25 protein-coding genes are annotated in these 23,863 nt (G+C 67.2%); 15 read left to right on the top strand and 10 right to left on the bottom strand.

From position 1 onward, the window contains the following. Nucleotides 1-32: 32 nt before the first annotated feature. The 3 genes from ABZ780_RS21470 to ABZ780_RS21460 all read left to right on the top strand — a co-directional run bounded on the left by ABZ780_RS21470 (nt 33) and on the right by ABZ780_RS21460 (nt 4,077). Nucleotides 33-1,199: an SAVED domain-containing protein gene (locus tag ABZ780_RS21470; RefSeq protein ID WP_357487151.1), complete on the top strand. Its 1,167-nt coding sequence runs from the start codon at nt 33-35 to the stop codon at nt 1,197-1,199. Nucleotides 1,200-1,287: 88 nt separating this feature from the next. Then, nucleotides 1,288-2,316, top strand: coding sequence for a cyclic GMP-AMP synthase DncV-like nucleotidyltransferase (locus tag ABZ780_RS21465; RefSeq protein WP_357487149.1), 1,029 nt, complete (start codon nt 1,288-1,290; stop codon nt 2,314-2,316). A gap of 15 nt (nt 2,317-2,331) precedes the next feature. Further along, nucleotides 2,332-4,077, top strand: a complete 1,746-nt coding sequence (locus ABZ780_RS21460; RefSeq protein WP_357487147.1) for a ThiF family adenylyltransferase — start codon at nt 2,332-2,334, stop codon at nt 4,075-4,077. A gap of 100 nt (nt 4,078-4,177) precedes the next feature. Here the strand turns inward: ABZ780_RS21460 and ABZ780_RS21455 are convergent, their stop codons facing one another. Next, a complete protein-coding gene (locus ABZ780_RS21455) occupies nt 4,178-4,687 on the bottom strand; it encodes a hypothetical protein (protein WP_357487145.1) in 510 nt (169 codons plus the stop codon). 13 nt (nt 4,688-4,700) lie between these two features. Further along, entirely contained in the window at nt 4,701-5,957 is a 1,257-nt protein-coding gene (locus ABZ780_RS21450; RefSeq protein ID WP_357487143.1) for a reverse transcriptase domain-containing protein, read from the bottom strand. Between the two features lie 686 nt (nt 5,958-6,643). Here ABZ780_RS21450 and ABZ780_RS21445 point away from each other — a divergent pair. The 3 genes from ABZ780_RS21445 to ABZ780_RS21435 all read left to right on the top strand — a co-directional run bounded on the left by ABZ780_RS21445 (nt 6,644) and on the right by ABZ780_RS21435 (nt 9,371). Further along, nucleotides 6,644-7,834: a helix-turn-helix transcriptional regulator gene (locus ABZ780_RS21445; protein ID WP_357487210.1), complete on the top strand. Its 1,191-nt coding sequence runs from the start codon at nt 6,644-6,646 to the stop codon at nt 7,832-7,834. A gap of 126 nt (nt 7,835-7,960) precedes the next feature. Further along, on the top strand, nt 7,961-8,122 hold the full coding sequence (locus ABZ780_RS21440) for a hypothetical protein (RefSeq protein ID WP_357487141.1): 162 nt from the start codon (nt 7,961-7,963) through the stop codon (nt 8,120-8,122). Then, on the top strand, nt 8,109-9,371 hold the full coding sequence (locus ABZ780_RS21435; protein WP_357487139.1) for a helix-turn-helix domain-containing protein: 1,263 nt from the start codon (nt 8,109-8,111) through the stop codon (nt 9,369-9,371). Before ABZ780_RS21440 ends, ABZ780_RS21435 begins: the two co-directional genes overlap by 14 nt. 88 nt (nt 9,372-9,459) lie before the next feature. On the opposite strand, the gene ABZ780_RS21430 is transcribed toward ABZ780_RS21435, so the two are convergent. Further along, nucleotides 9,460-10,086, bottom strand: a complete 627-nt coding sequence (locus tag ABZ780_RS21430; RefSeq protein ID WP_357001729.1) for a VOC family protein — start codon at nt 10,084-10,086, stop codon at nt 9,460-9,462. 38 nt (nt 10,087-10,124) lie between these two features. Beyond that, on the bottom strand, nt 10,125-10,832 hold the full coding sequence (locus ABZ780_RS21425; RefSeq protein WP_357001727.1) for a DUF4386 domain-containing protein: 708 nt from the start codon (nt 10,830-10,832) through the stop codon (nt 10,125-10,127). 504 nt (nt 10,833-11,336) lie between these two features. On the opposite strand from ABZ780_RS21425, the gene ABZ780_RS21420 reads away from it, so the two are divergent. Together ABZ780_RS21420 and ABZ780_RS21415 are read left to right on the top strand one after the other, a co-directional pair. Then, on the top strand, nt 11,337-11,975 hold the full coding sequence (locus ABZ780_RS21420; protein ID WP_357487137.1) for a hypothetical protein: 639 nt from the start codon (nt 11,337-11,339) through the stop codon (nt 11,973-11,975). A 137-nt stretch (nt 11,976-12,112) separates the two neighbouring features. Next, complete coding sequence (locus tag ABZ780_RS21415) at nt 12,113-12,850, top strand: SMI1/KNR4 family protein (RefSeq protein ID WP_357487136.1); 738 nt, start codon at nt 12,113-12,115, stop codon at nt 12,848-12,850. Between the two features lie 208 nt (nt 12,851-13,058). Here ABZ780_RS21415 and ABZ780_RS21410 read toward each other — a convergent pair whose 3' ends face one another. Next, nucleotides 13,059-13,520, bottom strand: a complete 462-nt coding sequence (locus ABZ780_RS21410; protein ID WP_357487134.1) for an aldo/keto reductase — start codon at nt 13,518-13,520, stop codon at nt 13,059-13,061. A 79-nt stretch (nt 13,521-13,599) separates the two neighbouring features. Between ABZ780_RS21410 and ABZ780_RS21405 the strand changes: the two genes are divergently transcribed. Beyond that, nucleotides 13,600-13,953, top strand: a complete 354-nt coding sequence (locus ABZ780_RS21405; protein ID WP_357487132.1) for a hypothetical protein — start codon at nt 13,600-13,602, stop codon at nt 13,951-13,953. A gap of 165 nt (nt 13,954-14,118) precedes the next feature. On the opposite strand, the gene ABZ780_RS21400 is transcribed toward ABZ780_RS21405, so the two are convergent. Both ABZ780_RS21400 and ABZ780_RS21395 read right to left on the bottom strand, forming a co-directional pair. After that, nucleotides 14,119-14,358 carry a zinc-binding dehydrogenase gene (locus ABZ780_RS21400; protein WP_357487209.1) on the bottom strand — a complete coding sequence of 80 codons (240 nt, stop codon included), beginning with the start codon at nt 14,356-14,358 and terminating at the stop codon, nt 14,119-14,121. Nucleotides 14,359-14,512: 154 nt separating this feature from the next. Next, complete coding sequence (locus ABZ780_RS21395; RefSeq protein ID WP_357001707.1) at nt 14,513-15,232, bottom strand: DsbA family oxidoreductase; 720 nt, start codon at nt 15,230-15,232, stop codon at nt 14,513-14,515. Nucleotides 15,233-15,347: 115 nt separating this feature from the next. Here ABZ780_RS21395 and ABZ780_RS21390 point away from each other — a divergent pair, with 115 nt between their 5' ends. Then, nucleotides 15,348-15,773, top strand: a complete 426-nt coding sequence (locus ABZ780_RS21390; protein ID WP_357001704.1) for a helix-turn-helix domain-containing protein — start codon at nt 15,348-15,350, stop codon at nt 15,771-15,773. 23 nt (nt 15,774-15,796) lie between these two features. Here ABZ780_RS21390 and bla read toward each other — a convergent pair whose 3' ends face one another. Next, nucleotides 15,797-16,711, bottom strand: a complete 915-nt coding sequence (gene bla, locus ABZ780_RS21385; protein WP_357001702.1) for a class A beta-lactamase — start codon at nt 16,709-16,711, stop codon at nt 15,797-15,799. Nucleotides 16,712-16,817: 106 nt separating this feature from the next. Then, entirely contained in the window at nt 16,818-17,489 is a 672-nt protein-coding gene (locus tag ABZ780_RS21380) for a hypothetical protein (protein ID WP_357001699.1), read from the bottom strand. Nucleotides 17,490-17,690: 201 nt separating this feature from the next. Between ABZ780_RS21380 and ABZ780_RS21375 the strand changes: the two genes are divergently transcribed. From ABZ780_RS21375 to ABZ780_RS21360, 4 genes are all read left to right on the top strand, one after another. Further along, on the top strand, nt 17,691-18,689 hold the full coding sequence (locus tag ABZ780_RS21375) for an RNA polymerase subunit sigma-70 (protein ID WP_357001697.1): 999 nt from the start codon (nt 17,691-17,693) through the stop codon (nt 18,687-18,689). Between the two features lie 226 nt (nt 18,690-18,915). Then, nucleotides 18,916-20,400 carry a hypothetical protein gene (locus ABZ780_RS21370; RefSeq protein WP_357487130.1) on the top strand — a complete coding sequence of 495 codons (1,485 nt, stop codon included), beginning with the start codon at nt 18,916-18,918 and terminating at the stop codon, nt 20,398-20,400. A gap of 77 nt (nt 20,401-20,477) precedes the next feature. After that, nucleotides 20,478-21,101, top strand: coding sequence for a DUF6518 family protein (locus ABZ780_RS21365; protein ID WP_357487128.1), 624 nt, complete (start codon nt 20,478-20,480; stop codon nt 21,099-21,101). 384 nt (nt 21,102-21,485) lie between these two features. Then, nucleotides 21,486-21,809 carry a hypothetical protein gene (locus tag ABZ780_RS21360; protein WP_357001691.1) on the top strand — a complete coding sequence of 108 codons (324 nt, stop codon included), beginning with the start codon at nt 21,486-21,488 and terminating at the stop codon, nt 21,807-21,809. A 414-nt stretch (nt 21,810-22,223) separates the two neighbouring features. Here the strand turns inward: ABZ780_RS21360 and ABZ780_RS21355 are convergent, their stop codons facing one another. Then, the gene (locus ABZ780_RS21355; RefSeq protein WP_357487126.1) at nt 22,224-23,156 is read right to left on the bottom strand and encodes an NmrA family NAD(P)-binding protein; all 933 of its coding nucleotides are present in this window, start codon (nt 23,154-23,156) and stop codon (nt 22,224-22,226) included. 103 nt (nt 23,157-23,259) lie between these two features. On the opposite strand from ABZ780_RS21355, the gene ABZ780_RS21350 reads away from it, so the two are divergent. Further along, nucleotides 23,260-23,820 carry a helix-turn-helix domain-containing protein gene (locus ABZ780_RS21350; protein ID WP_357487124.1) on the top strand — a complete coding sequence of 187 codons (561 nt, stop codon included), beginning with the start codon at nt 23,260-23,262 and terminating at the stop codon, nt 23,818-23,820. The last annotated feature ends 43 nt before the right edge of the window (nt 23,821-23,863 follow it).

The following is a 23,863-nucleotide window of genomic DNA, read 5'->3' as shown; positions in this document are numbered from 1 at the left end:
TTCTGTCAGACCCCCTCCGTACCATCGGGCTCGTGGCGTCGAAGCAGGTCCGGAACACCTCGGTCAAGCGGGGAGACATCAAGGACACAGTCCGACTCGCCGTCTGGGCGAGGGCCGCCGGTTGTTGTGTCATGTGCTCCACGACGCTGCTTGGCAGCCGGTCCTACCTGCACAGCGTGCTCGTAGGCGAATTAGCCCACAACGTTGGCGCCACCGCCACTCCGGGCTCGCCGCGCGGCCTCGTCGAGGACATCGCGGATCGGGAAGCCGAAGAGAACCTCCTGCTGCTTTGCCACGCTTGCCACCGGCTGATTGACAACGAAGACCACGCGCCGTACTTCACGACGGAGCGGCTTCAGACGCTGAAGAAGGAGCACGAGGGCCGCATTCGGGTAGTCGCAACGAGTGGCGGGATGCGGCGTACCGCCGCGCTGCGCGTCGGCGGCTTGGTTCGCGGAGCCACGGCCCTGGCCTCGCAGCGGCAGACGGCCGACGCGCTCCTCGCCGACGGATACCTTGGCCTTGTCGATAGCCGATGGCAGGGCGATTTCCTGTGCAAGATCGCCGGTGATCCGAACCGTTCGACCTACTGGCTTGCGGCCCAGGAAGAGATAGATGCCACGCTCGGCCTCATCGAGCAGTCGATCGCCAGCGGCGAGGTCGAGCACCTGTCGATCTTCGCCATCGCCCCGATCCCGCTGCTCGTCTATCTGGGCTCTCGCCTGGACGACAAGACCGACACCCGGCTCTACCAGAAACAGCGCGACGGTGACCAGGGCTGGCGCTGGGACGCCACCGCCTCAATCCACGACTTTTCCACTAGGGCGACCGTCGGCGCCACGCCCGCCATGGAGGTCGTGCTCGCCGCCTCACTCACTGCCGAAATCCAGCAGGCCAGCCTCCCAGACACACTGGAAGGGCTGCCGTATTTTGAGATCCGGCCCGATGTTGATCGCTTCGGTCCCAGCCTCTTCTCGCATTCGGACACGCTGCGGAACTTCGCGGATCGCTGGCGAACACTGCTCGCCGAGGTCGAGAAAACCTGCCCCCGAGCAACCAAGTGGCATCTCGTCGCCGCTGCACCGTTGACTCCGGCTATCGAGATGGGGCGTGCCTTCATGCGCGGCGCACAGCCACCCACCGTGGTGTACGACCGGCAGAACGGCACCTACACGCCCGTCGTCCAGGTCAACACGTGACCGTCACCGCCTCGAACTCACCGCCCGTACCCGGCCGAAACAGCCATGCCGGTCGCCGCTTCACCAACGTTCGCCATGGGGATGCCCGATGAAGCACACGGATTACTTCAGCAACTTCCTGAAGAACACGGTCAACCTCGGCCAGTTCAACCTGGACGTGCTCTCCGACCGGGCTGACGCGATCTACGCGGCCCTTAAGGCGGACCCAGAGCTCGGTCCGCGGATCGTCAGGAAGATCCCGCAGGGCTCCTGGCAACAGGAGACGATCATCAGCCCGCAGAACGGCAAGCCCTTCGACGCGGACTTCCTTCTTCAGATGAAGGAGGAACCCGACTGGGCAGAGGACGTGCAGGAGTACATCAACGTCGTCTACAAGGTCATCCACCACCACTCGATCTACGGCAAAATGCCGCACAACCGCAAGTGCCGCTGCGTCTACGTCGAGTACGCGAACAATCAAATGCACGTCGACATCGTTCCGTACGTCGTTCTCGGCGACGGCCGCCAGGTGATCATCAACCGCGACGACGAGCAGTTCGAGACGACCAACCCGTCCGGCTTCACCAAGTGGATGAAGGACAAGGACAAGATCGCCAACCGCAATCTGCGCAGGGTGATCCGCTTGCTGAAGTTTCTGCGCGATCACAAGAACTCGTTCACCGGAACCAAGTCGATCCTCATCACCACTCTCCTCGGCGAGCGGGTCTCCGAGTGGAAAAAGATCAGCGACCCGGGCTACTACAGTGACCTGCCCACCGCCCTGCTGCACATGGTCAGCGACCTTGACCAGTGGCTCCAACAGAACTGGATCAAGCCGTCCATCGCCGACCCGTCCAACCCGTCGGTCACCTTCGACCACCGCTGGAGCCAGGAAACCTACTCCTACTTCCGCGACCGAATCCACGCCCACGCGGCCCAGATCCACGACGCTTACCACGAGAGCGACGAAGTGAAGAGCATCAAGATGTGGCAAGGACTCTTCGGCGACAAGTTCCAGGCGCCGGAGGTTTCGTCGTCAAGCACTAAGTTCGGGGATGCCGGAGCAGCGGGCGGGGTCATCGGCGGGAACGATCCGACCGGCACCTCCTCGTCTGGTCGCGCCGGTCGAGCCGGATAACGAGTTGCACCGTCGGTGACCAAGCGGAAGCGCAACCGTTTCACGGACTGGCAGGAGACCGCCGTCCGTGAACTTCGCGCGGTCGCATCCGCCCTACCGGACGACTTCCAGCTCCTCGACCGGCCCCGGCTCGTAAGCCTCGGGCTCGTTCAAGCGCGCATCCGGCTACGGACTAGCGACCTGGCTCGCGCGCCCCACGGTCTCCCGCTGCAACCGCAGGAGGAGTTCCTGCTGTGGATCGGCCCCAACCGCCTGTCGCCACCACTCGTCGAAGTCGATCACGACCGGTTCCTCGGCTACCCGCACGTGCTGCAAGGACGGCGGTTGTGCACCTACCTCGATCCCGCACGAGAGTGGAACCCGCAGCGAGGGTTCGCCAGTGCGATTGACCGGCTACACGAGTGGCTGGCAGACGCCGCAGCGGCCCGGTTCGACCCCGACACGGCCCTGTTCCATGCTGTCGGCGGCATCCTCCACCACACACCCGGCACCCCCACCATCGTTGTTCGCGAGTCCGGCAAGCACGTAAAGGCACAGCCTGCCTTTCTCACTGCGCGATCGGCTCACCGCCAAGACCTCCTCTACGGCGGTGGTCACCCCGACCAACGCCGGACCGTGGTCTTCCAGGTATCGGACCCGCTGCCTCTCGGAGCGGGCACCCGACTGCATGACCTGCTGATGCTGCTCGACACCACGATCGCGCCCGGCGCTTTCGCCACAACGCCACCCCTGCCTCAAGCAGCGGCCTTCCTCACGGCACTCGCAGCCGCCGCGAGCCGGAACCCCGCGAGCACACCTCAAGCGTTCATCCTCGAGATCCCGCACCCCACCGGTGGGCCCCCACATCTCCTCGCAGGCCGAGTGCCCGCTGCGGCAGCCGATGAGCTCCGCCGAAGCGTCCGAAGCCGACGCGACCCCATCATTAACATCAACGTCGAGACGCTCGACAAGCAGACACCCGTGGAGTGGTGCACAGTGTCCGACGAACGGGACAGCGTCACAACCCGACGCGATGCCAACCGTCCCACCAACGCCTACCGAGGCAAGACGATCCACATCTGGGGCTGTGGTGGCCTCGGGTCCTGGATCGCCGAGTTCATTGCGCGCGCGGGTGCCAGACGCCTCATCCTCTGCGACCCCGGCACCGTTACCGGAGGACTCCTCGTTCGTCAGGACTTCACCGAAGACAACATCGGCGAATCGAAGGCCGAAGCGCTGCGCCAGCGCCTCGCGGCCATCCGCGACGACATCGTGGTGGAGGCACACACCAGCGTCATCCCGGACGACCTGGCCACGCTCCTGGGCGACACCGACCTGATCATCGACACCACCATCTCCCGCGCGATCGGCCAACTACTCGACGAACTTGCCACAGCCGCAGGCCGCCCGTTACTCGCCCAGACCGCAACGGATGCAGGGACCAGTACTCTCGGGCTGCTCACCGTCAGTGCTAGTAACAACCCCTCGGGGCCGAACACCATCGACCAGCAGGCCGGCAAGACCGTCACGGCAGACGGCGGACTGGAGCCCTTCCATACCCTCTGGAAGGACGTGTCCGCTCAAGACGAACTCATCCCAACCCGAGGCTGCTCCGTCCCCACCTTCCACGGCTCCGCCGCCGACATCGCCGCTGTCGCCGCCAGCCTGACCTCTTTGCTCGGCAGTCACCTCGCCAGCATCGAGCCGGTGTCCGGCACCCACCTGATCGGACTGCCGCACTCACCCGCAGGCCCCTTCCGCCGCTTCATTCCAGCGGTGTGATGCCGCGCTGGGCAGGCGTGGCCATCAGTGGAGGTAATACTGGGGTTGTGAGCGCGCCGTCGTCGGCACGAGCGATAAGCGGCATGAGAGAGTGGGGCGTTTACCTTAGAAAATCCAGCGCGATCTTGCGTCCCAGTCGAATTGCCATGTCACCACTCGTCGGACCAACTTTGAACGCAGCGCCATGGAAAAGTACGCCAAAATTGCTTTCAAGCACCTTCCTATGCCTCAGGAACTCTTCATATCGGGCAGTCTGCCTTGAAGTGAAGGAGTGGCCGTTGTGGGCAATTGCATTGCGTAGCTCTATTAACGCGAGCAGATCCTGATGGGATGAATCATCCAGCTGCATTGAAAATCCTACGGATAGCCACTTGAGGCGACTGTGCCATGATTTATTCAGGTCCGATTTCTGGGCAGTAATCAACTCTGCTTCGAATTTGTCGGCGCTAGCCAAATGATTCTTAATGAGTTCTTCAAGCATCTCTGAGCAGTAGGTCTCCAGCGTAGTGCAAACGCTGATCACAACCCACTCGGGAGAGACCGTCCCGCGGCTTAGCGCATCACGGATCGCCAATAATCGCCCTAGCGCCCTCTCTTGCCGATCAGTCACACGAACAGGCCAGTTAGACATGCGTTTTCGCCCAAGCTGCCGCCATCTCGCTCAGGGGTTGCTTAGCGATGATGGCGGACGCTAGCTGCTTCAGCTTCCGGCTCTCGTCCCCGTCAGCTCGCATAGCCGCAAGAGTTGCCGCAGCAGAAACGGCTGGAAGTGTTAGATAGCTTGCATGTAGGTGCAGGTCCTGAATATTGCCCAATCGAAGGGAGTGGAATCGAGCAAGAAACCATGCGGACTGCGCGCGCACCACTTCTTTGTCGTCCTTCAGGCCTCTTATCGCTGCTGCTTTAGCGTCTACGCTTTTCGACATTCTGCCCGTCCGCAATAAGGTGCTGGCACCTTCCAGTAGCCACAGCATATTCCAAGAGGTTGGACGGCTCTGCTCCAGAATCTTGCTAAATGCCTCTCCTGCCAGGGCGTCATTTTCGTCAGAGGCAGAGACCAGCCGAGCGAGTATGCCTACGACATACTCGAGATGGGGCGGGTAGGCGAAAACGAGGTCTGCCAACAGGTCGGCTGTGACGTCCTCGGCTGAACTGAGGCGCCGTATCTCCCGAGTTGGAGGAGGATCAGGAACGTTCATGACACCGGTGCGCGTGCGTTCACGCCAATACTCGTGCCATTCCATGAGAGCTTCGATTGGAGATGTTTCCTCGTCTTCGTCCTCTACCTCCGCGTCCGTCTCCGGCGAACTGCTCGATCGGGCTTTAGCCTTTACTCCAGCCCGCACGATGCGAGTCTTCTCGGCGGAAAGTATCAACCCCACATTGCGAACCTCCCTATCGAGCAACTCAAGCGCCCCAGCAGTTTCGTCCCAGGAAGGCACGACTACCTTGTAGTCGTCGGCCGTTCGCATCCATCGCAGCCCGGATCTCTCAAGGGATCGGTCGATCCTACTCAAGTACAGATCGGCAAGCCGATCGCTAGGCTGAAGCATCTGGGGAATGCCGCGTTCTAGAGTGGTCAAATGTTGCAGTAGGTCGAGAAGGTGCCTTACGAGTTCGAAATCATCCGACCGCATGAATAGCTCGTCTGAAAGAATTGCTGGTGCTATGTACTCATAACACGATGCAATATCAGAGAGGATCACATAGCCTGGCTTTGACTCATCGGTGCCGAGGTTCCGAAACTCCCAGCGGTTCGCCTCGGACCGCGAGGGGGGATCTAGAACCGGCAGCGCGGCCTCGACAAGTGCTGCATAGGCTATGCGAGTTGTGGTATCTGCATACACGACAGGCCTGTAACCGTCTAGACCCCGGGGCATCGGAATTATTTCGTGACTCGGAACGTGGCCTCGCCGAAGGGATGCCTCAACATGCTTGACCACTCCTTCCGTTTGCCCTTGGAGGCATTCGTCAGTTAGCAGTGGAGGAAAGTGTTCGAGCAGATAAGACGACGGATTTTCGATCGTGCTCGATAAATGGATTCGCTCGAGGATATCAGAACCCCACTGCAGCACGGCGTCTCCCGTCTCGCGCGAGTCCACCTAGTGGTAGACACATTGTTAAATCAGCATACAACCCGATGGTGTAGGAAGTGAGGGTCGTGGGGCGCGGATTTAGCGGATGCTCGGAGCGCGGGATCCGTGTGAGGTCGCCGACGAAGCACGGAGTTGGACTTTGCCACCGGCCCACCCAGCGGTTCCCTAAAGATCGCCTCGATTACGGTAGAGCTGTCCCCTCCTCTTACTCCTGCCGCAGAGCCACTCTCCTCAGCAGATCCAGAAGCTGTTCAGGCGCCGCATCCAGGCCCTCCATGCGGCTCGACCAGGTCATCATGCGACCGCAATCAGCTCCGACGCTTCGGGGCGCCATGTGCGATTGCGTGGGGCGACGCTTCCCGGGCACGGAGCGCCATCGCTTGGACGCTCTGTCGGTGTACCGTCCAGACGTGCGGAGATAGCTGAGCGTGGCGGCTGTTCCGGTCCTCTACCTGGGAGTTGGCGAAGGCATGGTGACAAGGCCGGACACCATCGGTGCCAGGATTCGATACTGGCGGATGCGGCGTGGCGGCATGACTCAGGCCGTCCTCGCGGGGCTCGCTGGTGTCACCCAGTCGTACGTGTCGCAGGTCGAGTCAGGGCGAAAGACCATTGACCGACGGTCCACCCTGGTCGCTCTTGCTGCTGCCCTCCAGGTCACGGTGGCCGACCTGCTCGGCCAGGGCACCGAATCCGGCGATCCGGCCCGCGAGAGCGCCGCCGAGTGCGTGCCGGCGATCTGGTCTGCCCTAATCGAGATCGAGGACGGCGAGCGCCGCCTGTCGAGCTACACCAAGGACCAACTGGCCGCCGAAATCGCCCGCGCCGAGCAGCTCCGCACCTCCTGCAACTACCCTGCAATGGCGCGTTTGCTCCCCAGCCTCCTGCTCGAAGCCGCCGCCGTGGGCGGCACCGTGCTCGTCCAGGTGGCCTACCAAGCCTCCACCTGCCTGCGGAACCTCGGATACCGCCACCTGGCCCTCAACGCTGCCCGGCTCTCCGGGACGGTCGCCGAGCACGCTGGGGACCCAGCATGGATCGCGGCATCCCGTTTCGCCTACGCGCAGAGCCTGCCGATCGAGTCCGCCACCGTCGCGGCCCGCGCTGCTGACCGGTCTCTGACCGAGCTTCAAGCCGACGCTGCCGACGAGCGTGTGCGACAAATGCTCGGCCAGCTCCACCTCTCCGCTGCGCTGACCTCGGCGGTGAGCGGTCGTCTGGATGTCACCCGCGACCACCTCGCGGAGGCGACCCGCGAGGCGGCGACCCTCGGGGATCCGGCCGACGGCGCAGGCTTCAACGGCTGTGGGTTCGGACCAACCAACGTCGGGCTGTGGGAGATGTCCATTGCGGCCGAGCAGGGTGAGTCTGGCCGAGTCATTGAGCTGTCCCGGACGGTCCGACCGCAGGTCCTCGCAGCGTCGATCCGCCAACAGTCCTACTGGCTCGACCTCGGCCGTGCGCTGGCGGACGGCGGTCGCCGTGACGTTGAGGCACTAGCCGCATTTGTTCAGGCCGAGCGGGCAGCACCGATCCCGTTCGCCATCAACCCCCTCGCCCGCGACGCCGTGGTGACTCTGGCGCAGCGCACCCAGCGCCGAGCGATCCCCGACGAGCTGCGCCTGCTCGCCGGCCGCATCGGCATCAACCTGGCCGCATAACTGCCAGTAATCACGACATTACCAATCTGCCCTAGTGTCCGGTTTGGGACGTGAGCGCGTCCCGATGACCTAGCGCGGCGGTGGTCGATCCCGAGCCCAGCTGCGCCCTTACCGGATGAGGCGGGGATGAGCGGTCAGGACGACAACGCTCCGGAGAACAACGGTGAGGCGGCCGAGCGGGAGGCTGCCAAGCAGCGCCTCCTCGCTCAGGCCGAGGCAGACCGCGTACCCGTGGACGACACGACCCGCGCGGTCCCGGACCGGCGGTGGAAGCGTGACCAGCGATGACCTCCCGATCGGTCGCCGGGTTGCCCGCTGGCGGGTGCGGCGGCAGATGACGCAGCAGATGCTTGCCGACCGGCTGCGCAGGTCGAAGAGCTGGGTGGACAAGATCGAGCGGGGTGCCCGCACCCTGGACCGGTACTCGGTGATCCAGGAGCTGGCCCACGTCCTGCGCGTCGACCCGGAGGTGCTGCTCGGGCAGCCGCAGGGCACCCCGGCGAGCACGCCGGACGGGGTGGACGACATCCGGGCCGCTCTCGCCCGCTACGACACTTCGCAGGCTCCACCGCCGACGGACGAACTGAGAAGGCAGGTCGGGCACGCCTGGTTGACCTACCAGCACGCGCACTACGGGCAGTTGGTGCGGCTGCTGCCGGGTCTGCTCGACGCCGCCCAGGGCGCGCGGTCGGCGGAGTTGCTGGTGCAGGCGTACCGGATCACCTCGTCTCTGCTGGTCAAGCTCGGCGAGGCCGACCTCGCCTGGCTGGCCGCCGACCGCGCGATGTCCGCCGCCTGCGACGATCCGCTGCTCGCGGCGACAGCGACCATCTCGGTGGGCCAGGCCCTCCGCGCGCAAAACCGCGACCGCCTGGCCCTAGCCGCGCTGCTCCCCGCAGCCAACCGCGTCCTCCCACCCCCATCCCGCTCCGGTGATCAAGAGGTTTGCGGCGCTTTTGGAGATCAAACCGCCCGCAAACCTCTTGATCACGAGGGCGAGGGCGATCACGGAAGCGAGGGCGATCACGAAGGTCAGGGCGAGCACCGGGGGAGGGCGGTGGGCGGGACGTTGCTGGTGCAGGCCGCGCTTGCTGCCGCCGGTTGCGGCGAGCACCGCCGCGCTGATGAGCTGACCGACCGGGCCGCGGGCGTCGCCGCAAACCTTCGGAGGTACGACGACACGTACCGCACCAGCTTCGGGCCGGTCGCCGTCGAGCTGGCTCGGGTGCTGGTGGTTGCCTCGCGGGGTGATGCCGCCGAGGCAGTGCGGCGGCACGCGATCGTGGTTCGGCGGGAGGGGTGGCGGCGGTTGCCGGCCGAGTATCGGGGCGCGTACCTGATCGATGTCGCGCGGGCGTACCTCCAGGTGGGTGACCTGCGCGGGGCGGCGCGGGCGCTGGTGGACGCGGACAGTGTCGCGCCGGGTGAGGTTCGGTGCCGGCCGTTGGCGCGTACCGTCATCGCCGATGTTGCCCGCGCGCAGCCGGCGCCGGCCGGTGTGGCGCGACTGGCGACGCTGGTCGGCCTGACCCGCTGACCGGCGCTGCGGCGGCGTCAGGGGTGCAGCGCTAGGGCCCGCACGGCGATGTCGGCCGAGGTATGCAGGCGCGTTGTGAGCGAAGCCGCTACTCGCGTCCGAGCCAGGTGGCGATGCATGCCTCGTTGCCCTCGGCGTCGGCCAGAACCCACCACATCGGCGCGTGCGCGTCGGAAATGACACGTCCCCCAGCGGCCAGGGCGGCTGCGATGCGGTCCTCGGCCTGATCGTGCGGGACGGCGATATCAAGGTGCATACGATTGCGTTGTGGTCGCGCCGCCTCCATGGATTGCAACCCGAACCCGGGGCCGCGTCGCGCCGGGTCGGCCAGATAGTCGTCACCGATCAGTTGATAGCCGAGCAGTGCCTGCCAGAAAGGCAGCACGTCGGTGCTCAGGGCGTCCAGGGTGATGTTGATGAGCTGTACGGCCGTGGGGTCGGCGGGGATGCCAAGCGCTCGGGCAGCGGCTGAAATCCGTCGGGCCAGTGATATGTCGCGCCGGGACAACGACACGGTCACGCCGGCATGGCGCAGGTCCACGTTGAGATACTCGCGTTCGTTGCCGACGGCGAGCCGACCCATCTCATCGACGAGTGCGATGCCCGCTGACAGCGAGCCGGTCGGGAAATAAGCCGAGACTAGGTGGTAGAGACAACGCCAGTCCTCGACACCGTCAGCCGCATGGAAACGCCCAGCGGTGATCTGCACTGTCATGCCGGCGAACCTAACATCGACAACGGTGCCCATGCGCTTCAGCTCGCCACCCGCGTCGGCGTGGGAACGGTTGGCGGCGCTTCGTCCAGTGCCTGCCGGCGCACGCCGCGAACGAGCAGGTAGCCGACCATCCAGAGCTCGCCTACGGACGCGGGATACGTAAGTGCCTCGGCCACGACTTGTGCGTCGGGGGCGAGGTATCTGATGAACGCGCTGAGCACGTACGCGACGCCGCCGCCGACGAGGATCCAGCCCAGGACGCGGGGCATCCAGCCTGAGCGCAGCACGCACCAGCCCATGGGGATAAGCCACAGGCCGAAGAACAGTGCTCCCACGCCCCACAGGTCGTCGCTGACCAGGTACAGAACCTGGACGTTGGCCGCCGCGTCGCCGACCGGGTCGACCGATACCTCGACCGCCGTGGCCAACATTGCCGCGCTCACGAGGCCCACGATCGCGCTGACCAGGCCGAAGGCGGCGATCCCGCTCGCGGCAAAGGAGTCTACGGTGCGGAACAGGCGATAGAACCAGGCGGCGGCAAGGGTCTGGGTGACGACCATGCCCAGCGCCAAGGCAACGCCAGCGCGGGCGAGCGACTCGTGCGTAACCAGGTTGGCCAGCGTCGCATTGGGATCGTCGGCTGCGAAGAGCTGCGGGCGGACAATAAGGAGCCCGGGTACGGCGGTGATGACATTGCCGAGGTAGAACAGCCCGGTGACGCGGGCGGTACGTGTCAGCGCGTGCATCGTGGCTCCTTCTCGATCCGGGTGAGGCGTTGAGGGGTTTGCATGATCTCTCCTTGATTTCGGGTGCGTGGAACCGGACCGCGAGGCGGTTGCCTCGCGCGCCGTGTCAAGTTGTGGGGTCCACTCGTGGGTGTCGGGGTATCCGAAGACGTCGTCGAGCGGCACACGGAATACCTGCGATCGCGCTCGTCGGTCCTGTCCGGGTGAGCATCGGCCCCACGTAGGCGCTCCTCGCCGCGTCCGTACCCGGCACCTTGGACAGGACGGCCGCCAGGTAGGCGACCGGGACGGCGACGCCGACCAGGGCGGAGATCCAGGTGTGCTTCTCCTCAGAGGACATGTCCCGCCCCCATGTACGAAAAACTTGACATACCGAAGGTAAAGAAGTCCTGACACGATGTCAATAATCTTTAACCTGGACAGGCCTGACCACCGGCGTGCGCAATGCGGCGGATCCGGATGCCTCTGGGCAGCTACGACAAGGCTCCTGGGATCATGCGAGGCGTGGCCGGATTCAGTTACAAGACGTCGTGGCTGGCTGTCCCAAACCGGACCCCAGACGAGGTAGCCGATGCCCTTGGCCTATGCGACCGGGAAGTCCTCGACTGGGCCACCGGCACCGACCGGGCCTACCAGCACGGCGTGTACGTGACTGCGCCGGTGCCAGGCTGGACCTTCGCCCACGGCCGGCTGCATATGCCGCCGGGTTTCGACGCGACCGAGCCGCCCTTTCCCGATTGGCTCAGGATGCTGAGTCAGCAGCTGGGTGAAGCGCAGTTCTTCGCCAACGAACGGGTCCCGGATTACCATGCCTGGGCTCGGGCCCTGGACGGTGAGCTGCTACGCGCCTACTGCTTCAACGGCGAGCGAGGCGAGGTGCCGCTGTTCGTCGGTGCCCCGACAGCCGACGAAATCGCTCTGGGCGTCGGTCTCCGCGGTGCGGAGCCTGGGTGCGAACACTGGTCCGACGCTGAGTGGACAGCCTGGTACGACACGACGCCGTCGGAGTCCGATGTGATGGCGATGGCCGGTCGCTGGAGCGTCGACCCGAGCGCGATCGACGACGCCACCGTGACCGCAACCGGCATCTACGGGCTACCGCCATCAGTCGTCGACGCGTCCCGCAATGACAATCCGGCTTGAAGACCCTCCGGTCCCCTTTGCGCACGCTCGTCGGCACGTGCGCGCGTCGCCACTCGCCAGTCGGCTGCGCTCACGATGCACGGCCTGCGGCAGATGAGGTAGGTGCGCCTGCGGTGGCGATGTCTAGAGTCTGCGTCGTGACAGACACTGGAGCCGGCGTCGACAAGGGCGTTACCGAGGCGTGGACGCGGATCGAGGCTGGCCTGAGTCGCGTCCTGCCGGCTTCCGTACGGCAGCTCAAGGCACCGGCCCCGGTACAGGCAGTCGATGCGTTGGAGGCCGCGTTGGCCGTGCCACTGCCGCGGGATTTCCGCGCCAGCCTGCGCATCCACAACGGAACCAAGTGGGGGTACGACTCGGGTCAGCTCCAGCCCAGCCCGGTACCGCTGGATTACCTCTACGACACCAACGAGATCATCGAGATGACCCGGATGTGGCGCGACAACTATCATCCGGAGCCGGAATGGGACGATCCTCAGGTCTGGGCATACCTGGTCGACCAAGGCGAACATCTCTGCCTGAACGGACCGGTGCGACCGATCATCGGTTCGCCGGGCGCAGTGGTCGTGGGCGACATGAATGGCGACGTGCAGTGGCTGCTCGACTTTGATCCGGCACCGGGGGGAACGCCCGGACAGGTGGTTCGGGTTGATGTCGAATGCGCCACGTGGGACGTGCTGGCTCCGTCCTGGACGCAACTGCTTGTCCGCTACGCCGAGGATCTGGAACTGTTCGCCGCTGATCCTGACAACTCTCCTCTAGAGATCGATCGCTTCGCGGGGCCAGCGTGCGAATGGGGCAGCACGCCGTCGGACTCTTGGGGGGTGCGTCCGGCATGGCTGCAGAACGTTCAAGCTCGCAGTCCATACCCGTGATGACGGCACCCCTGCGTGGACGCGGACAATGTCGCGCCGGGTGAGGTTCGGTGCTGGCCGTTGGCGCGTACCGTCATCGCCGACGTTGCCCGCGCGCAGCCGGCGCCGGCCGGGGTGGCGCAACTGGCGACGCTGGTCGGCCTCACCCGATCACCACACGCTATGCCGGCAGGCGGCGGAGCGCCGCGGCGAACTCCCGGCGGCGTCTTCAGATGGCGGGAACGGGGGGCAGGTCGAGCAGGGTGCGGTCACCGTCGGTGCCCTGATCCAGTGCGGCCGCGACGTCCTCGTGCGGGGCTCCGGGCCGGAGGGCGCTGACCTCGTCCAAGCGCTGGTAGTGCTGGTCGCTGAGGTCGAGGTCGAGAGACTTCAGGTATTCGTCCAACTGGGTCAGGGTGCGCGGGCCGACGATCGGGACCAGGGCCGTGGTGGCCAGTGCGGCCCGGCGACGCAGCCAGGCCAGGGAGACCTGGGCCGCGCTCACACCGAGGTCCTCGGCAATCGCCAGTACGGCGTCGACGACGGCGGTGCGCTGATGGACGAAAAGATTCAGTTCACGTGAACTGATCGGGGCCGGGGTGCGTTTGTAATAGGGGCCGAAAATGCCGGCGGCGGCATATCGGCGATGATCGCGGCGGCCGCATTGACATTCACTTCGTTGAGGCGTCAAATGTTTAGTCAGTTGGCTGTGAGGGGCGACAGTTCCTTCAGCGCCAACTTACCGGCACCTGTATCCACAGGAGGATTGCATGCGCCCATCAACGTCCGCCCGAGCCGCGGTGCTCGCGACCATCAGCGCCGCGGCACTCGCGGTGACCGCCACGCCCGCGGTCGCGGCTGAGCCCAACGACAGTTGCACCTACGCCGACGGCGCCGTGTGTCTGCACGTGTCGAAGTGGTTCAACGACGCCACGATGGAATACACGGTGCCGCTCAGCACCGAGTGCGTCACCACCCCAATCGGCTTCCTGGGTTGGGTGAACCTCACCGACGACACCCTGAAGGTGTTCTCGGGCGCCGGCTGCACGGGCGTCTCCTACCTCGTCCCGACCGGCGATCTCCACAACGTCCAGTCGCCCCTGCACAGTTTCAAGGTCGTCTGACCTCAGGACCCGGCAGAGCCGATCGTGAATCGTATTACTTGAGGTGTTGGCGGCGGGCGTGACTGATTCGGATGGTCGCGGGCAACCATTGTGCTTCGTTATCCGCGCCGAATCGGCCATGCCCGCCACGCCAATCAAGAACGCAGAAACAGTCGGAATGCTCGGTCAGAAGACGGTGACGGGGCGGCCCCGGACTCCTCCCGCCTCGATGAATGCATGTGCCTGCGCGACTTCCTCGAAGGCAAAGGTGGCTGCGACGCGGAGTGTCAGAACCCCTGACTCCACATGATCGCCCAGCGTGGCCAGGACGTTGGTGTCGCCCGAGTGCTCGATGACCTGGTAACCGGCCGCTGGCCGGCGCGATCCTGGTGAGCTTCCTGCTGGCCGGTGGACTGTTCTCGTCAGCCAGCTAACCAGGACGCCGACCCCGCTGGCTTACGTCAGGGCCGCACCCGATGACCCGCGTCGATCATGGAGTTATGGTGCCCGCTAGGAGATGAGGCGCGGCTTTTGTGCACCACCACAACTCCATGATCGACCCGCAAGGGCTCTGGGCGACTCACGTGGTGCGGTCGGGTACGGCGCACCCGTCCGGAGCGCACACGCCCTCGGCGTCGGCGATCACCGGCAGCGGCTGCGGCGTGGGATGGCTCTCGTCCCAGGCCTTGGTGATGACGGCGAGCAGGTCGTCGAGGCCGATCGCCCCGGGTACGGCGACGCGGCCGTCGAACACGAGGAACGGCGCGCCGCGTGCCCCGAGGCGCTGTGCCTCGCGCTGGTCAGCCGCTACGCGGGCACGGTAGCGGCGGGTACGCAGAGCCTCGGCGGCGCCAGCGCGGTCCAGGCCCACCTCGGCGGCGAAGTCGAGGACCTCCCCGGCAGTCCAGAGCTTGCGGGCCTGCCCGAAGTGCGCGCGGAACATCGCCGACCAGATCTCGTTGCCGCGGCCCTGGTCGGTCGCGTAGGCGAGTAGTTCGTGGGCGAAATCCGTCGGGCCGAGGGTGCGGTCGACCGCGCGGTAGGGCGTCAGGCCCTCCGCCTCGGCGGCCCGCTCGATCGGCCGCAGGACCCGATCCACGGTCGTCGCGGGAGCCCCGGCCATTTTGATCAAGTCCCGTTGACTGACACCCTCGCGCGGCAGGTCGGGGTGTAGCTGGAACGACCGGTGGATCACCCGCACCTGGTCGCCGTACGGGAGTCGATCCAGGGCCTGGTGGAGCCGGTGATCCATCAGCCCGCAGTACGGGCAGACGATGTCCGACCAAAACTCGATCTTCATGGCACCTCTCCTTGATTCTCACTACTTGTTCGTAGCAACATCATGCATGAGAATTGGAGGGCCACAAAAGGTACATTCATGTGCGTAGCGGAGGGCTGGCGGAGAGGGGGCCGGGATGAGTGCAGAGGATCTTCGGCGGAGGCGGACCAACGTCCGGGCGAACGTCCGGGCCGCGCCAGGCCCCTGCGCGCACTGGAACGACGAGGACGCCGACTTCATCCGCGAGGTCCTGGACCTCGTCGGCGACAAGTGGAGCGTGTTGATCATCGGTACGCTCGCCGACGGCCCCGTCCGCTACTCGAACCTGGGCGACGCGATCCCCGGCATCTCTCAGCGCATGCTCACGCTGACCCTGAAGCACCTGCGGCGCACCGGCCTCGTCACCCGGACCTCCTACCCCGAGGTCCCGCCCCGCGTCGAGTACGCCCTCACCGACCTGGGCACGTCACTGCTCTCCACGGTCCTGGCCCTGGCCGCCTGGTCGGCCGACCACCACGCCGAGATCCGCCGCCATCAGACGGAGTACGACAACGCCACCTAGGCTCGCGTCGCCGTCCGCTCCGTTCACAGTTGGGCGACGACAACCCTGGTGGCCTGGGCGATGAAGGCGTCGTCGTGGGTGGCGTCCTTCTCGTCGCGGCTGGACAGCACGGCGAGGATGATCGGAGCACGATCGGGCGGCCAGATCACGGCGATGTCGTTGCGGGTGCCGTACCCTCCGGTTCCGGTCTTGTCCCCGACGACCCAGCCGTCGGGCACCCCGGCGCGGATCAGCGCCCCACCGGTGGTGTTGCCCCGCAGCCAGCCGCGCAGGACGTCACGGTCCGCCGGGTCCAGAGCATCCCCCACGGTGTACGCCCTGAGGTCCTCCGCCAGGGCCCGCGCGCTGCTGGTGTCCCGCCTGTCGCCCGGTTTCGCCTCGTTGAGGTCGGTCTCGTAACGGGAGGAGTCGGTGACCGTGTCACCGATCTCCCGCAACTGCTTCTCGAACCCCTGCGGCCCTCCGAGGTGCTTCAGCAGCAGGTTGCCGGCCGTGTTGTCGCTGTAGCGCACGGCGGCGTCGGCGAGGGCACGCAGGCTCATGCCCTCGGTGACGTGCTTCTCGGTGATCGGCGAGTGCGTCACCAGGTCGTCCGTCGAATACCGCACCACACGATCCAGTTCGGCATCCGTGGTGTCGTCCAGCACCTCGGCGGCACCCAACGCCTTCCAGGTCGAGGCGTACGCGAACCGCTCGTCGGCCCGGTGCTCCACGGTGCGGCCAGTGCCCGTGTCGACGGCATAGATTCCCAGTCGCGCGTCGAACGTCTCCTCCAGCCGTTGCAACTCCCGCGGGTCGGCCGGCGACGGGGTGGGGGAGACCTGCGGGCTCGGCGTCGTCGGCACCCGGGCTGTGTCACCGGCGCTGCAGGCTCCCAACGAGACCAGGGCCGAGGTCGCGGCCACCGCGGTCAGCAGACGTCGTGCGGAAACAGTCATCTGTCTTCCCCTCGTCGGCGTGACCCGCACCGTAACCCGACCCGCCGATGGGACCGCCCTGACCCCGGACCTGTGGACCAGGGCGGGCCGTTCGCGGGTAATGGGCTCAGTCGAGCACCGACTCGCCGCCCGGGTAGGCGAACGACGCACGCGGTGAGTAGAAGCCCCAGACGATGTTCAGTGGATCGGCCGGACGCAGGGCGTGCACCGGGTGGTCAGGTTCGAGGAATTCCAGCGACTCGACCTCGAACGGGTCGACCGGCTCCGCCACGAACGGGTAGTTGCCGCTGTGCAGCCTGCCGTCCAGCCGGGTGAGGTAGCGCAGTTGGCCCTGGTTGACGGCGTCGCCGGTGCGCCCGACGCGGGCCGTCGTCCTGATCACGGGTACGCCGTCCGCCTCGGTGGTCGCGATCAGCCGACGCCCGCGTACCTCGATGGTGGTCCTTCCCGGGGTCGCCGGCACGCCCCGGGCGGTGGCATACGCCCGGACGACCGGACTGGAATTGAAGTAATGGGTCCACCAACGACCGGGCGTGACACCGTCGGGAGCGTCGACCCCGGAGAGGTCCGGCCCGATGTACGTCAGGGAGTACGCGCCGAAGCCGGAGGTCTGCCCGGCGTCGTCGACGACGTACTGGTTCACGAAGACCTGGTGGTTCGGTGCCGGCGTGAGCCCGTCGGGCACCAGGGCGGCCACCGCGTCGGGGTCGGCCGGCAGCCAACCGAAGTAGAGCATTCTGCTGTTCACGACGAGCTGCGGAGCGACGAGTTCGGTCACGAGGGCTCCTTCCGCTGGGCATCGCTAGGTAGCCGCGACGCTACGGAGTAGCCCGACGCCCGGACAACGACGGATTGCCGACATGCACACCCCAGTACCCGCTGACAGCAGGGGGGCGCGGCAGGGTCGCGTGGTGATGAGTTGTCGCGCCCACACCCGTCACACCTCCGACAGGACACGACGAGGCGGAAGGATGACGTGATGAGTGCGGACACACGGCTGACGGAACTGGGCGTGAGTGATCTGGGCGAGGTCGACGAGCCGGCGTTCACAGGGCTGGCGAATCGGCACCGGCGGGAGCTGCACGTGCACTGCTACCGGATGCTCGGGTCCTTCGAGGACGCCGAGGACACCGTGCAGGAGACGTTCCTGCGGGCCTGGCGGCGGCGCGAGACCTTCGAGGGGCGGTCGACGTTCCGGGCCTGGCTGTACCGGATCGCCACCAACGCCTGCCTGGACCTGCTCGCCAAGCGCCGCCCGAAGCCCGCGACCGGCGGCGAGGTGCGGTGGTTGCAGCCCTACCCGGACCGGCTGCTCGACGAACTGCCGGCCGGCGACGCGGACGAGCCGGAGGCCGTCGCCGTCGCGCGGGAGACGATCGAGCTGGCGTACCTGGTCGCCGTCCAGCACCTCGCGCCGCGCCCCCGGGCCGTGTTGATCCTGCGGGACGTGCTCGGCTGGCCGGCGAAGGACGTCGCGGAGCTGCTCGGGGACTCCGTCAACTCGGTGAACAGCGCGTTGCAGCGGGCCCGCGCCGGCATGCGGGAGCACCTGCCCGCCGAGCGGCAGGACTGGACCGGCGGCGAGGAGGACACCAGGACACGCGAGCTGGTACGCCGCTACACCGAGGCCAGCGTGGCCACGAACGTCCCGGCGCTCGCCGCGATGCTGCGCGAGGACGTCCGGTCCTCGATGCCGCCCACCCCCGGGGTGTACGTCGGGCGTGACACGGTCGTGAACGACTGGATCGAGGGCGGTTTCGAGGGCATGACGGGCCTGCGCGGTGTCCCCACCGCCGTGAACCGGCAGCCCGCCGTCGCCTTCTACCACTGGCGGGAGGGGGAGGGCGCGTACCTGCCGCTGACGATCGACGTCCTGCGCGTCACCGGCGGGGCGATCACCGAGATCACCACCTTCCACGACGACCAGTTCGCGCGGCTCGGGCTCCCGGAGCGCCTGCCGGCGGACGGCACGGAGTAGCCCCGGTGTACGCCAGTCACTCGACGATGGAGGAACGACATGAGCAGCACCAATGACACCGGGGTCGTCGCGGACCCTCACCGACGAGTCCGGCACGTTGAGCTGGTGGGCGGCGTCCGCTCGTCGCCACCGAGCGGACGCGGCAGGAGGCCACCGCTCAGGCATACTGGCTGACGTCCGGTAGACGGTCGCGCGTCGGCGCCTCACGGGGGAGAAGCGTTGCCGAATGATCATGTCCCCCACCGGCAACCCGGGTGATGCGAAAGGTCGGCGACCGGCCGTCAGTCGTCGTCGCCTCCTCACCGGCGGTTCCCTCGTCGCCGCGTCGCTGCTGGGCCAGGGCCTCGTCAGCAGCTCCGCACCGGCGGCGGCGGGCACCGAACTGTCGGTCGGGAAGGTCGACATCACCCCGGCGGCCGGCACCTACCTGGCCGGTTACGTCGCGGACGCGCCACGCCGGTCGGCCGGGGCCGCCGCCGCGCTGTTCGCACGGTGCACCATCTGGTGGTACGCGGGAGAGCCGCATGTCCTCGTCAGCGCCGACGTCCTCGGCTTCGCGCGCGGCCTGCACAGGTCGATCCGCAGCCAGGTGCTCGGCCTCGGCCTGACCTCGGAGAACTTCGCGCTGACCGCCACCCACACGCACAACGGCCCCGTGCTCAGCGACAAGCCGGATCCGTTCATCGCCTACGGGATGGACGCCGACCAACAGGCACAGGTGCATGCCTACAGCGACCGGTTGGCCGCCCAGATCGTGCGACTGGTCCGCGACACGCTCCGTGGCCCGCGGGTGACCTGCACCCTCGACTACCAGGTCGTCGCCCAGCACTTCTCCTACAACCGGGAAGGGCTGTCGCACGTGGAGTCGGACGTCCCCATCCTGACCGCCCGCACTCCGGGCGGCGAGCCCCTGGCCGTGCTGTTCGGCTACGGCTGCCATCCGGTGACGGCCGGGCCCCAGACCATGTTCGATCCGGACTACCCGGGCTACGCGGTCTCCCGGATCGAGGAGACAACCGGCGCGTTCGCCCAGTTCCTCCTCGGGCCGGCCGGCGACCAGGACCCCATCGGCGCGCGGAGTTGGGACCAGCGGAGCCGGCGGGGCGGTGAAATCGCACAGGCCGTCACGGACGCGATGACGCGACCGGGCCGGTCGGTCGTCGGTCCGACGGCGACCCACTACCGCGAGGTGGACCTGCCGCTGGACGTGACACTGACCGAGGACAACCTTCGGCAGATGTCGGTGGCCCACACCACGCGCTTGACCAACGCTGGCCTACGTGGCAATTACCGTCGGCACGCGCAACAGATGATGACCCAGGCAGAGACCGGCACGTTCGCGACGTCGATCCCCCTGCCCGTTCAGTCCTGGAGATTCACCGGCAGCCCCGACCTCCGGGTGCTGCTGGCCGGCGGCGAGATCGTGTCCGGCTACGCCGTCGACTTCCGGGAGCGATACGGCACGTCGAGCCAGTTGCTGTTCGCCGGCTACGCCAACGAGGTGCCCGCGTACGTGCCCACCGACGAGGTGCTCCGCAAACCGTCGACGTATGCCGGCGGCATCGACCACGACTTGCCGGGGATCGCCGGCGGCTCGATGACGGTCTACGGCTGGCCGGGGCACCTCAGGGGGAAGCCAACCACGGAGTCTCCCGACGGAGTGGAGCAGATCCTCAGCGCCGCGCTCGCCGCGGCACTGAAGGCTGCGTAGCCAACCCTGTCAGCGACATGCCGGGCGATGAGGGCCGTCCCTGGTGGACTTGGGCATACTCGGTATGCTCTGCCGTCATGCGACCTGGTGATCGGACGGTGGCGCTCGCCTCCGTGGTGGGCGGCTTCCTGCTCGGCTTCCTCGACTTCTGCTGGATCAAGTGGCTGCCGTTCCCGGTCGCCGAGCTCGGCAACTCCACCGCGACCTGGGCGGTTGCCGCCTTCTTCTTCGGCTGGTGGGTGCGGTCCGGGCGGCTACGGGCCGCACTCGGTGCCACCGTCCTGCTCGTCGTCGCGGTGCCCAGCTACTACCTCGCGGCGGCCCTCCTGCAGGGCGACGACCTCGCGGTGCTCTGGTCGCCGACGTCGCTGGTCTGGATGTTCTTCGGGGTGCTCGCCGGGGTGGTCTTCGGCACCGCGGGGACCTGGGCGCGGGGCGCCGGGTGGCGGCAGGTCGTCGGGGTCGCGCTGCCGGCAGCCGTGTTCTTCGAGGAGGCGGCCCGGTTCGCCGGCAAGGCGAACGACCCCAACTACTCCTCCGGCGCGTGGTGGAACGTCGCCATCGACCTCGCGCTGGGCCTGTTGATCGTGCTGCTGACCGGTAGGTCACACCGTCAGCGGGCGCTCGCCGTCGCGGTGGCCGTGCCGCTGGCCGGCGCGATCCTGGTGAGCTTCGCGGTGGCCGGCGCGACCCTCTCGTAGACCAGTGCCTCACCCTCGTCGGCGTCAACCCCGCCCTCGACCAGTTCACCGACCTGGCCGAGCGCATCAGGGCCGACGCCGAGGGCCAGGCGCGCGAGTGCGGCCGGAGCCTCGCGACCCGCGCTCGGCCCGGGAACGAATAGTCATCTGGCCAGGCCCCGGAAGACGAATTGATCACCTCCGGGACATCGGCTAACGTGCGCGTCCGTGAAGTCGACTCGTTTTGCCTCTGCCCTGTTGATTCTTGCCGTCGCGACGGCTCTCGCCGCCTGTGGTGACGGAGATGCGGCGTCGACCGCCGGTTCCACGACACCTGCCCCCACGTCCGCCGCGCCATCGTCGGCAGCCGCCTCCGCGCCGGCTTCGTCGCCCGCGGCCGCCTCCATGAGCGACAAGGACCTCTGCGAGTCGGCGAAGAAGGCCAGCGACGAGATGAAGGCGGAGCTGGTGAAGGTCGCCACGGCTGGTGAGCCGTCGGCGGCCGATTTTAAGAAGATCCTCCTGGAGTTGGAGCAGAAGGTGACCACGGTTGCCACGGCCGGCGGTGACAGCAAGCTGGCCGCTGCCCTGCGGCAGTTCGGCGCCGAGGCGTCCAAGGCCGCAGCGGCGGCGGACCCGGCGGAAGCTGCCGACAACCCGGCCTTCGAGAAGGCCGGAAAGGGCATCACCGACGCGTGCAAGGCCGCCGGGGTCAGCGTGATTCTCTGACCATCGTGGCTCAACTGACGCCGGCCGTCGTGGCGCACCTGGCCACGCCGGCCGGCGTCAGTCGTTGCTGGTCCCGTCCTTCACGGTGCCGCTCTTTCACGGTGCCGCCTCGGCCAGGGACCGATGGTCTGACGCCGACGCGGCGTGGCGCGCGGGGCGGGGGACTGAGGGGTTGGCGTCCTTTGGAGCTGATGTCGTAGACGATTCAGCCGCGCTGGCGGGGTTTCCGGTCCGGGAGGCGCACCGTCCTCGCCCGAGCGGTGATGTCGCAAACGATTCAGCTCCAAAGGCAGCGACCGGCACACCACCCACCACCCATCACCCCACCACCCCCCACCGCTCCGCGCCGCGCCGCGTGGATCCGGATCGCCGTCGCCCCGGTCGGGAGAGTGGACCCCGTGGGCGCCGGGCGGCTCAACGCCGCGACGGGGAGCGCAGAGCGTCGCGTGCCCACTCCTCGAACGTCGTGAGGGGAATGCCGAGGGCTCGCGCGTACTCCGGGCGGGCAGGTTGCCCGGCCACGTCCATGTGCGCGTGCGCGGTGCCGGCATACGCCGGCATTCCCGCCGCGATCGCCTCCTGCTCGGTCATGTCAGGGGCCATCAGTTCGGTGCCGAGCGCGTCGGAGAGGACCTTGGCGATCTCCGCCATCGTCAGGTAGTCGCTCGCCAACTCCAGCTCGACCCCGTGGAACCGAGCGGGTTCGGCGATGGCCGCAGCGGCTGCCCGGCCGATGTCGTCGACCGCGACGAGGGAGAGCGACGTCTGGGGCTTCAGGACAGTCGCCAGGCCGTTGGCAACACCACGAGGGATGAGGTACGCCGCCGACGGCAGGAAGTTCTCCATGAAAGTGCCCGGCTTGATGAGCGTCCAGTGCGTGAACCCCGCCTCGCGTACCCGATCCTGGATCCCGGCCTTGGTGCGGTAGTAGGGCTCCAGGGCTGCCCAGCGGCCCTCGGCCCAGCCGGGGGTTTCGGTGTGCTGCCCAGCGCCGGTGACGGATGTGTGAACGAACTGCGGCACCTGCGCGGCCAGCGCACCCTCGATCAGGTTGACGGCCTGGGCCAACTCGCCGTCGAAGTCGATCGTGTTTCCGTTCATCGCGGGCATCTGCACCGAGAAGACGGCGCGGGCTCCTCGCGCGGCAGTGACCAGCGAGTCGCGATCATTGAGGTCGCCGGTGACCAGCTCGGCGCCGAGCGCCTCGACTGCCCGCGCCCGGTCGGTTGCCGGGTCGCGGACCAGTGCCCGCACGGGTACGCCGGCCGCGAGCAGGGCGCGGACGGTGGCACCACCCTGGTTTCCGGTGGCGCCGGTGACCAGGACGGGTGCGGAATCGGTGGGCATGAGGAGTCTCCTGTCGCGAGCAGCATTAAACGGCGGGGCCCGCCGTTTCTGCTTCCGATAAGATACGGCGGACCCCGCCACTTAGCAACCGAGAGGTGCCGCCATGTCCACCCAGCGAGCGGACGCCCGGCGCAACTACGCGCGACTGCTCGCCGTGGCCGAGCAGGAGATCGCCGCACACGGCGCCGACGCGTCCCTGGAGCAGATCGCCCGCATCGCGGGAGTCGGCTCGGCCACCGTGCGCCGGCACTTTCCCAGCCGCCACGCCCTGCTGGACGCGGTCTTCCGCGGAGTGATCGAGACGCTGTGCGCCCGTGCCCGCGACCTGTCCGACGCGGCCGACGCGCGGGCCGCGCTGCTGGAGTGGCTGACCGCCGTCAACGGGTACGTCACCACCATCAAGGGACTGGCCATCGCGCTGACCCGCGACTGCGCCGTCGAGGCGCACGAGCACTGCGCCTCGATGCAGCTCACCGAGGCCGGCGATCCACTGGTACGTCGGGCCGCGCGGGCCGGTGCCGTGGCACCAGGTGTCACCGTCACCGACCTGCTCGCGCTGGTCACCGGCATCGCCCTGGCCACGGAGCACCACCCGGACCCCGCCGCCGACGCGAACCGGCTCCTCGACCTGGCGGTAGCGGGAGTCAGCCCCCTGCGGGAGTGATCGGCCTGAACCCAGCCATAGTTCGCGGGTCGGGGACGGACTT

The organism is Micromonospora sp. NPDC047467, assembly GCF_040643095.1.
In the GTDB taxonomy this organism is placed as follows: domain Bacteria; phylum Actinomycetota; class Actinomycetes; order Mycobacteriales; family Micromonosporaceae; genus Micromonospora.
Note: the sequence above shows the minus strand (reverse complement) of the source record. Positions and strands in the feature narration are given on the sequence as shown.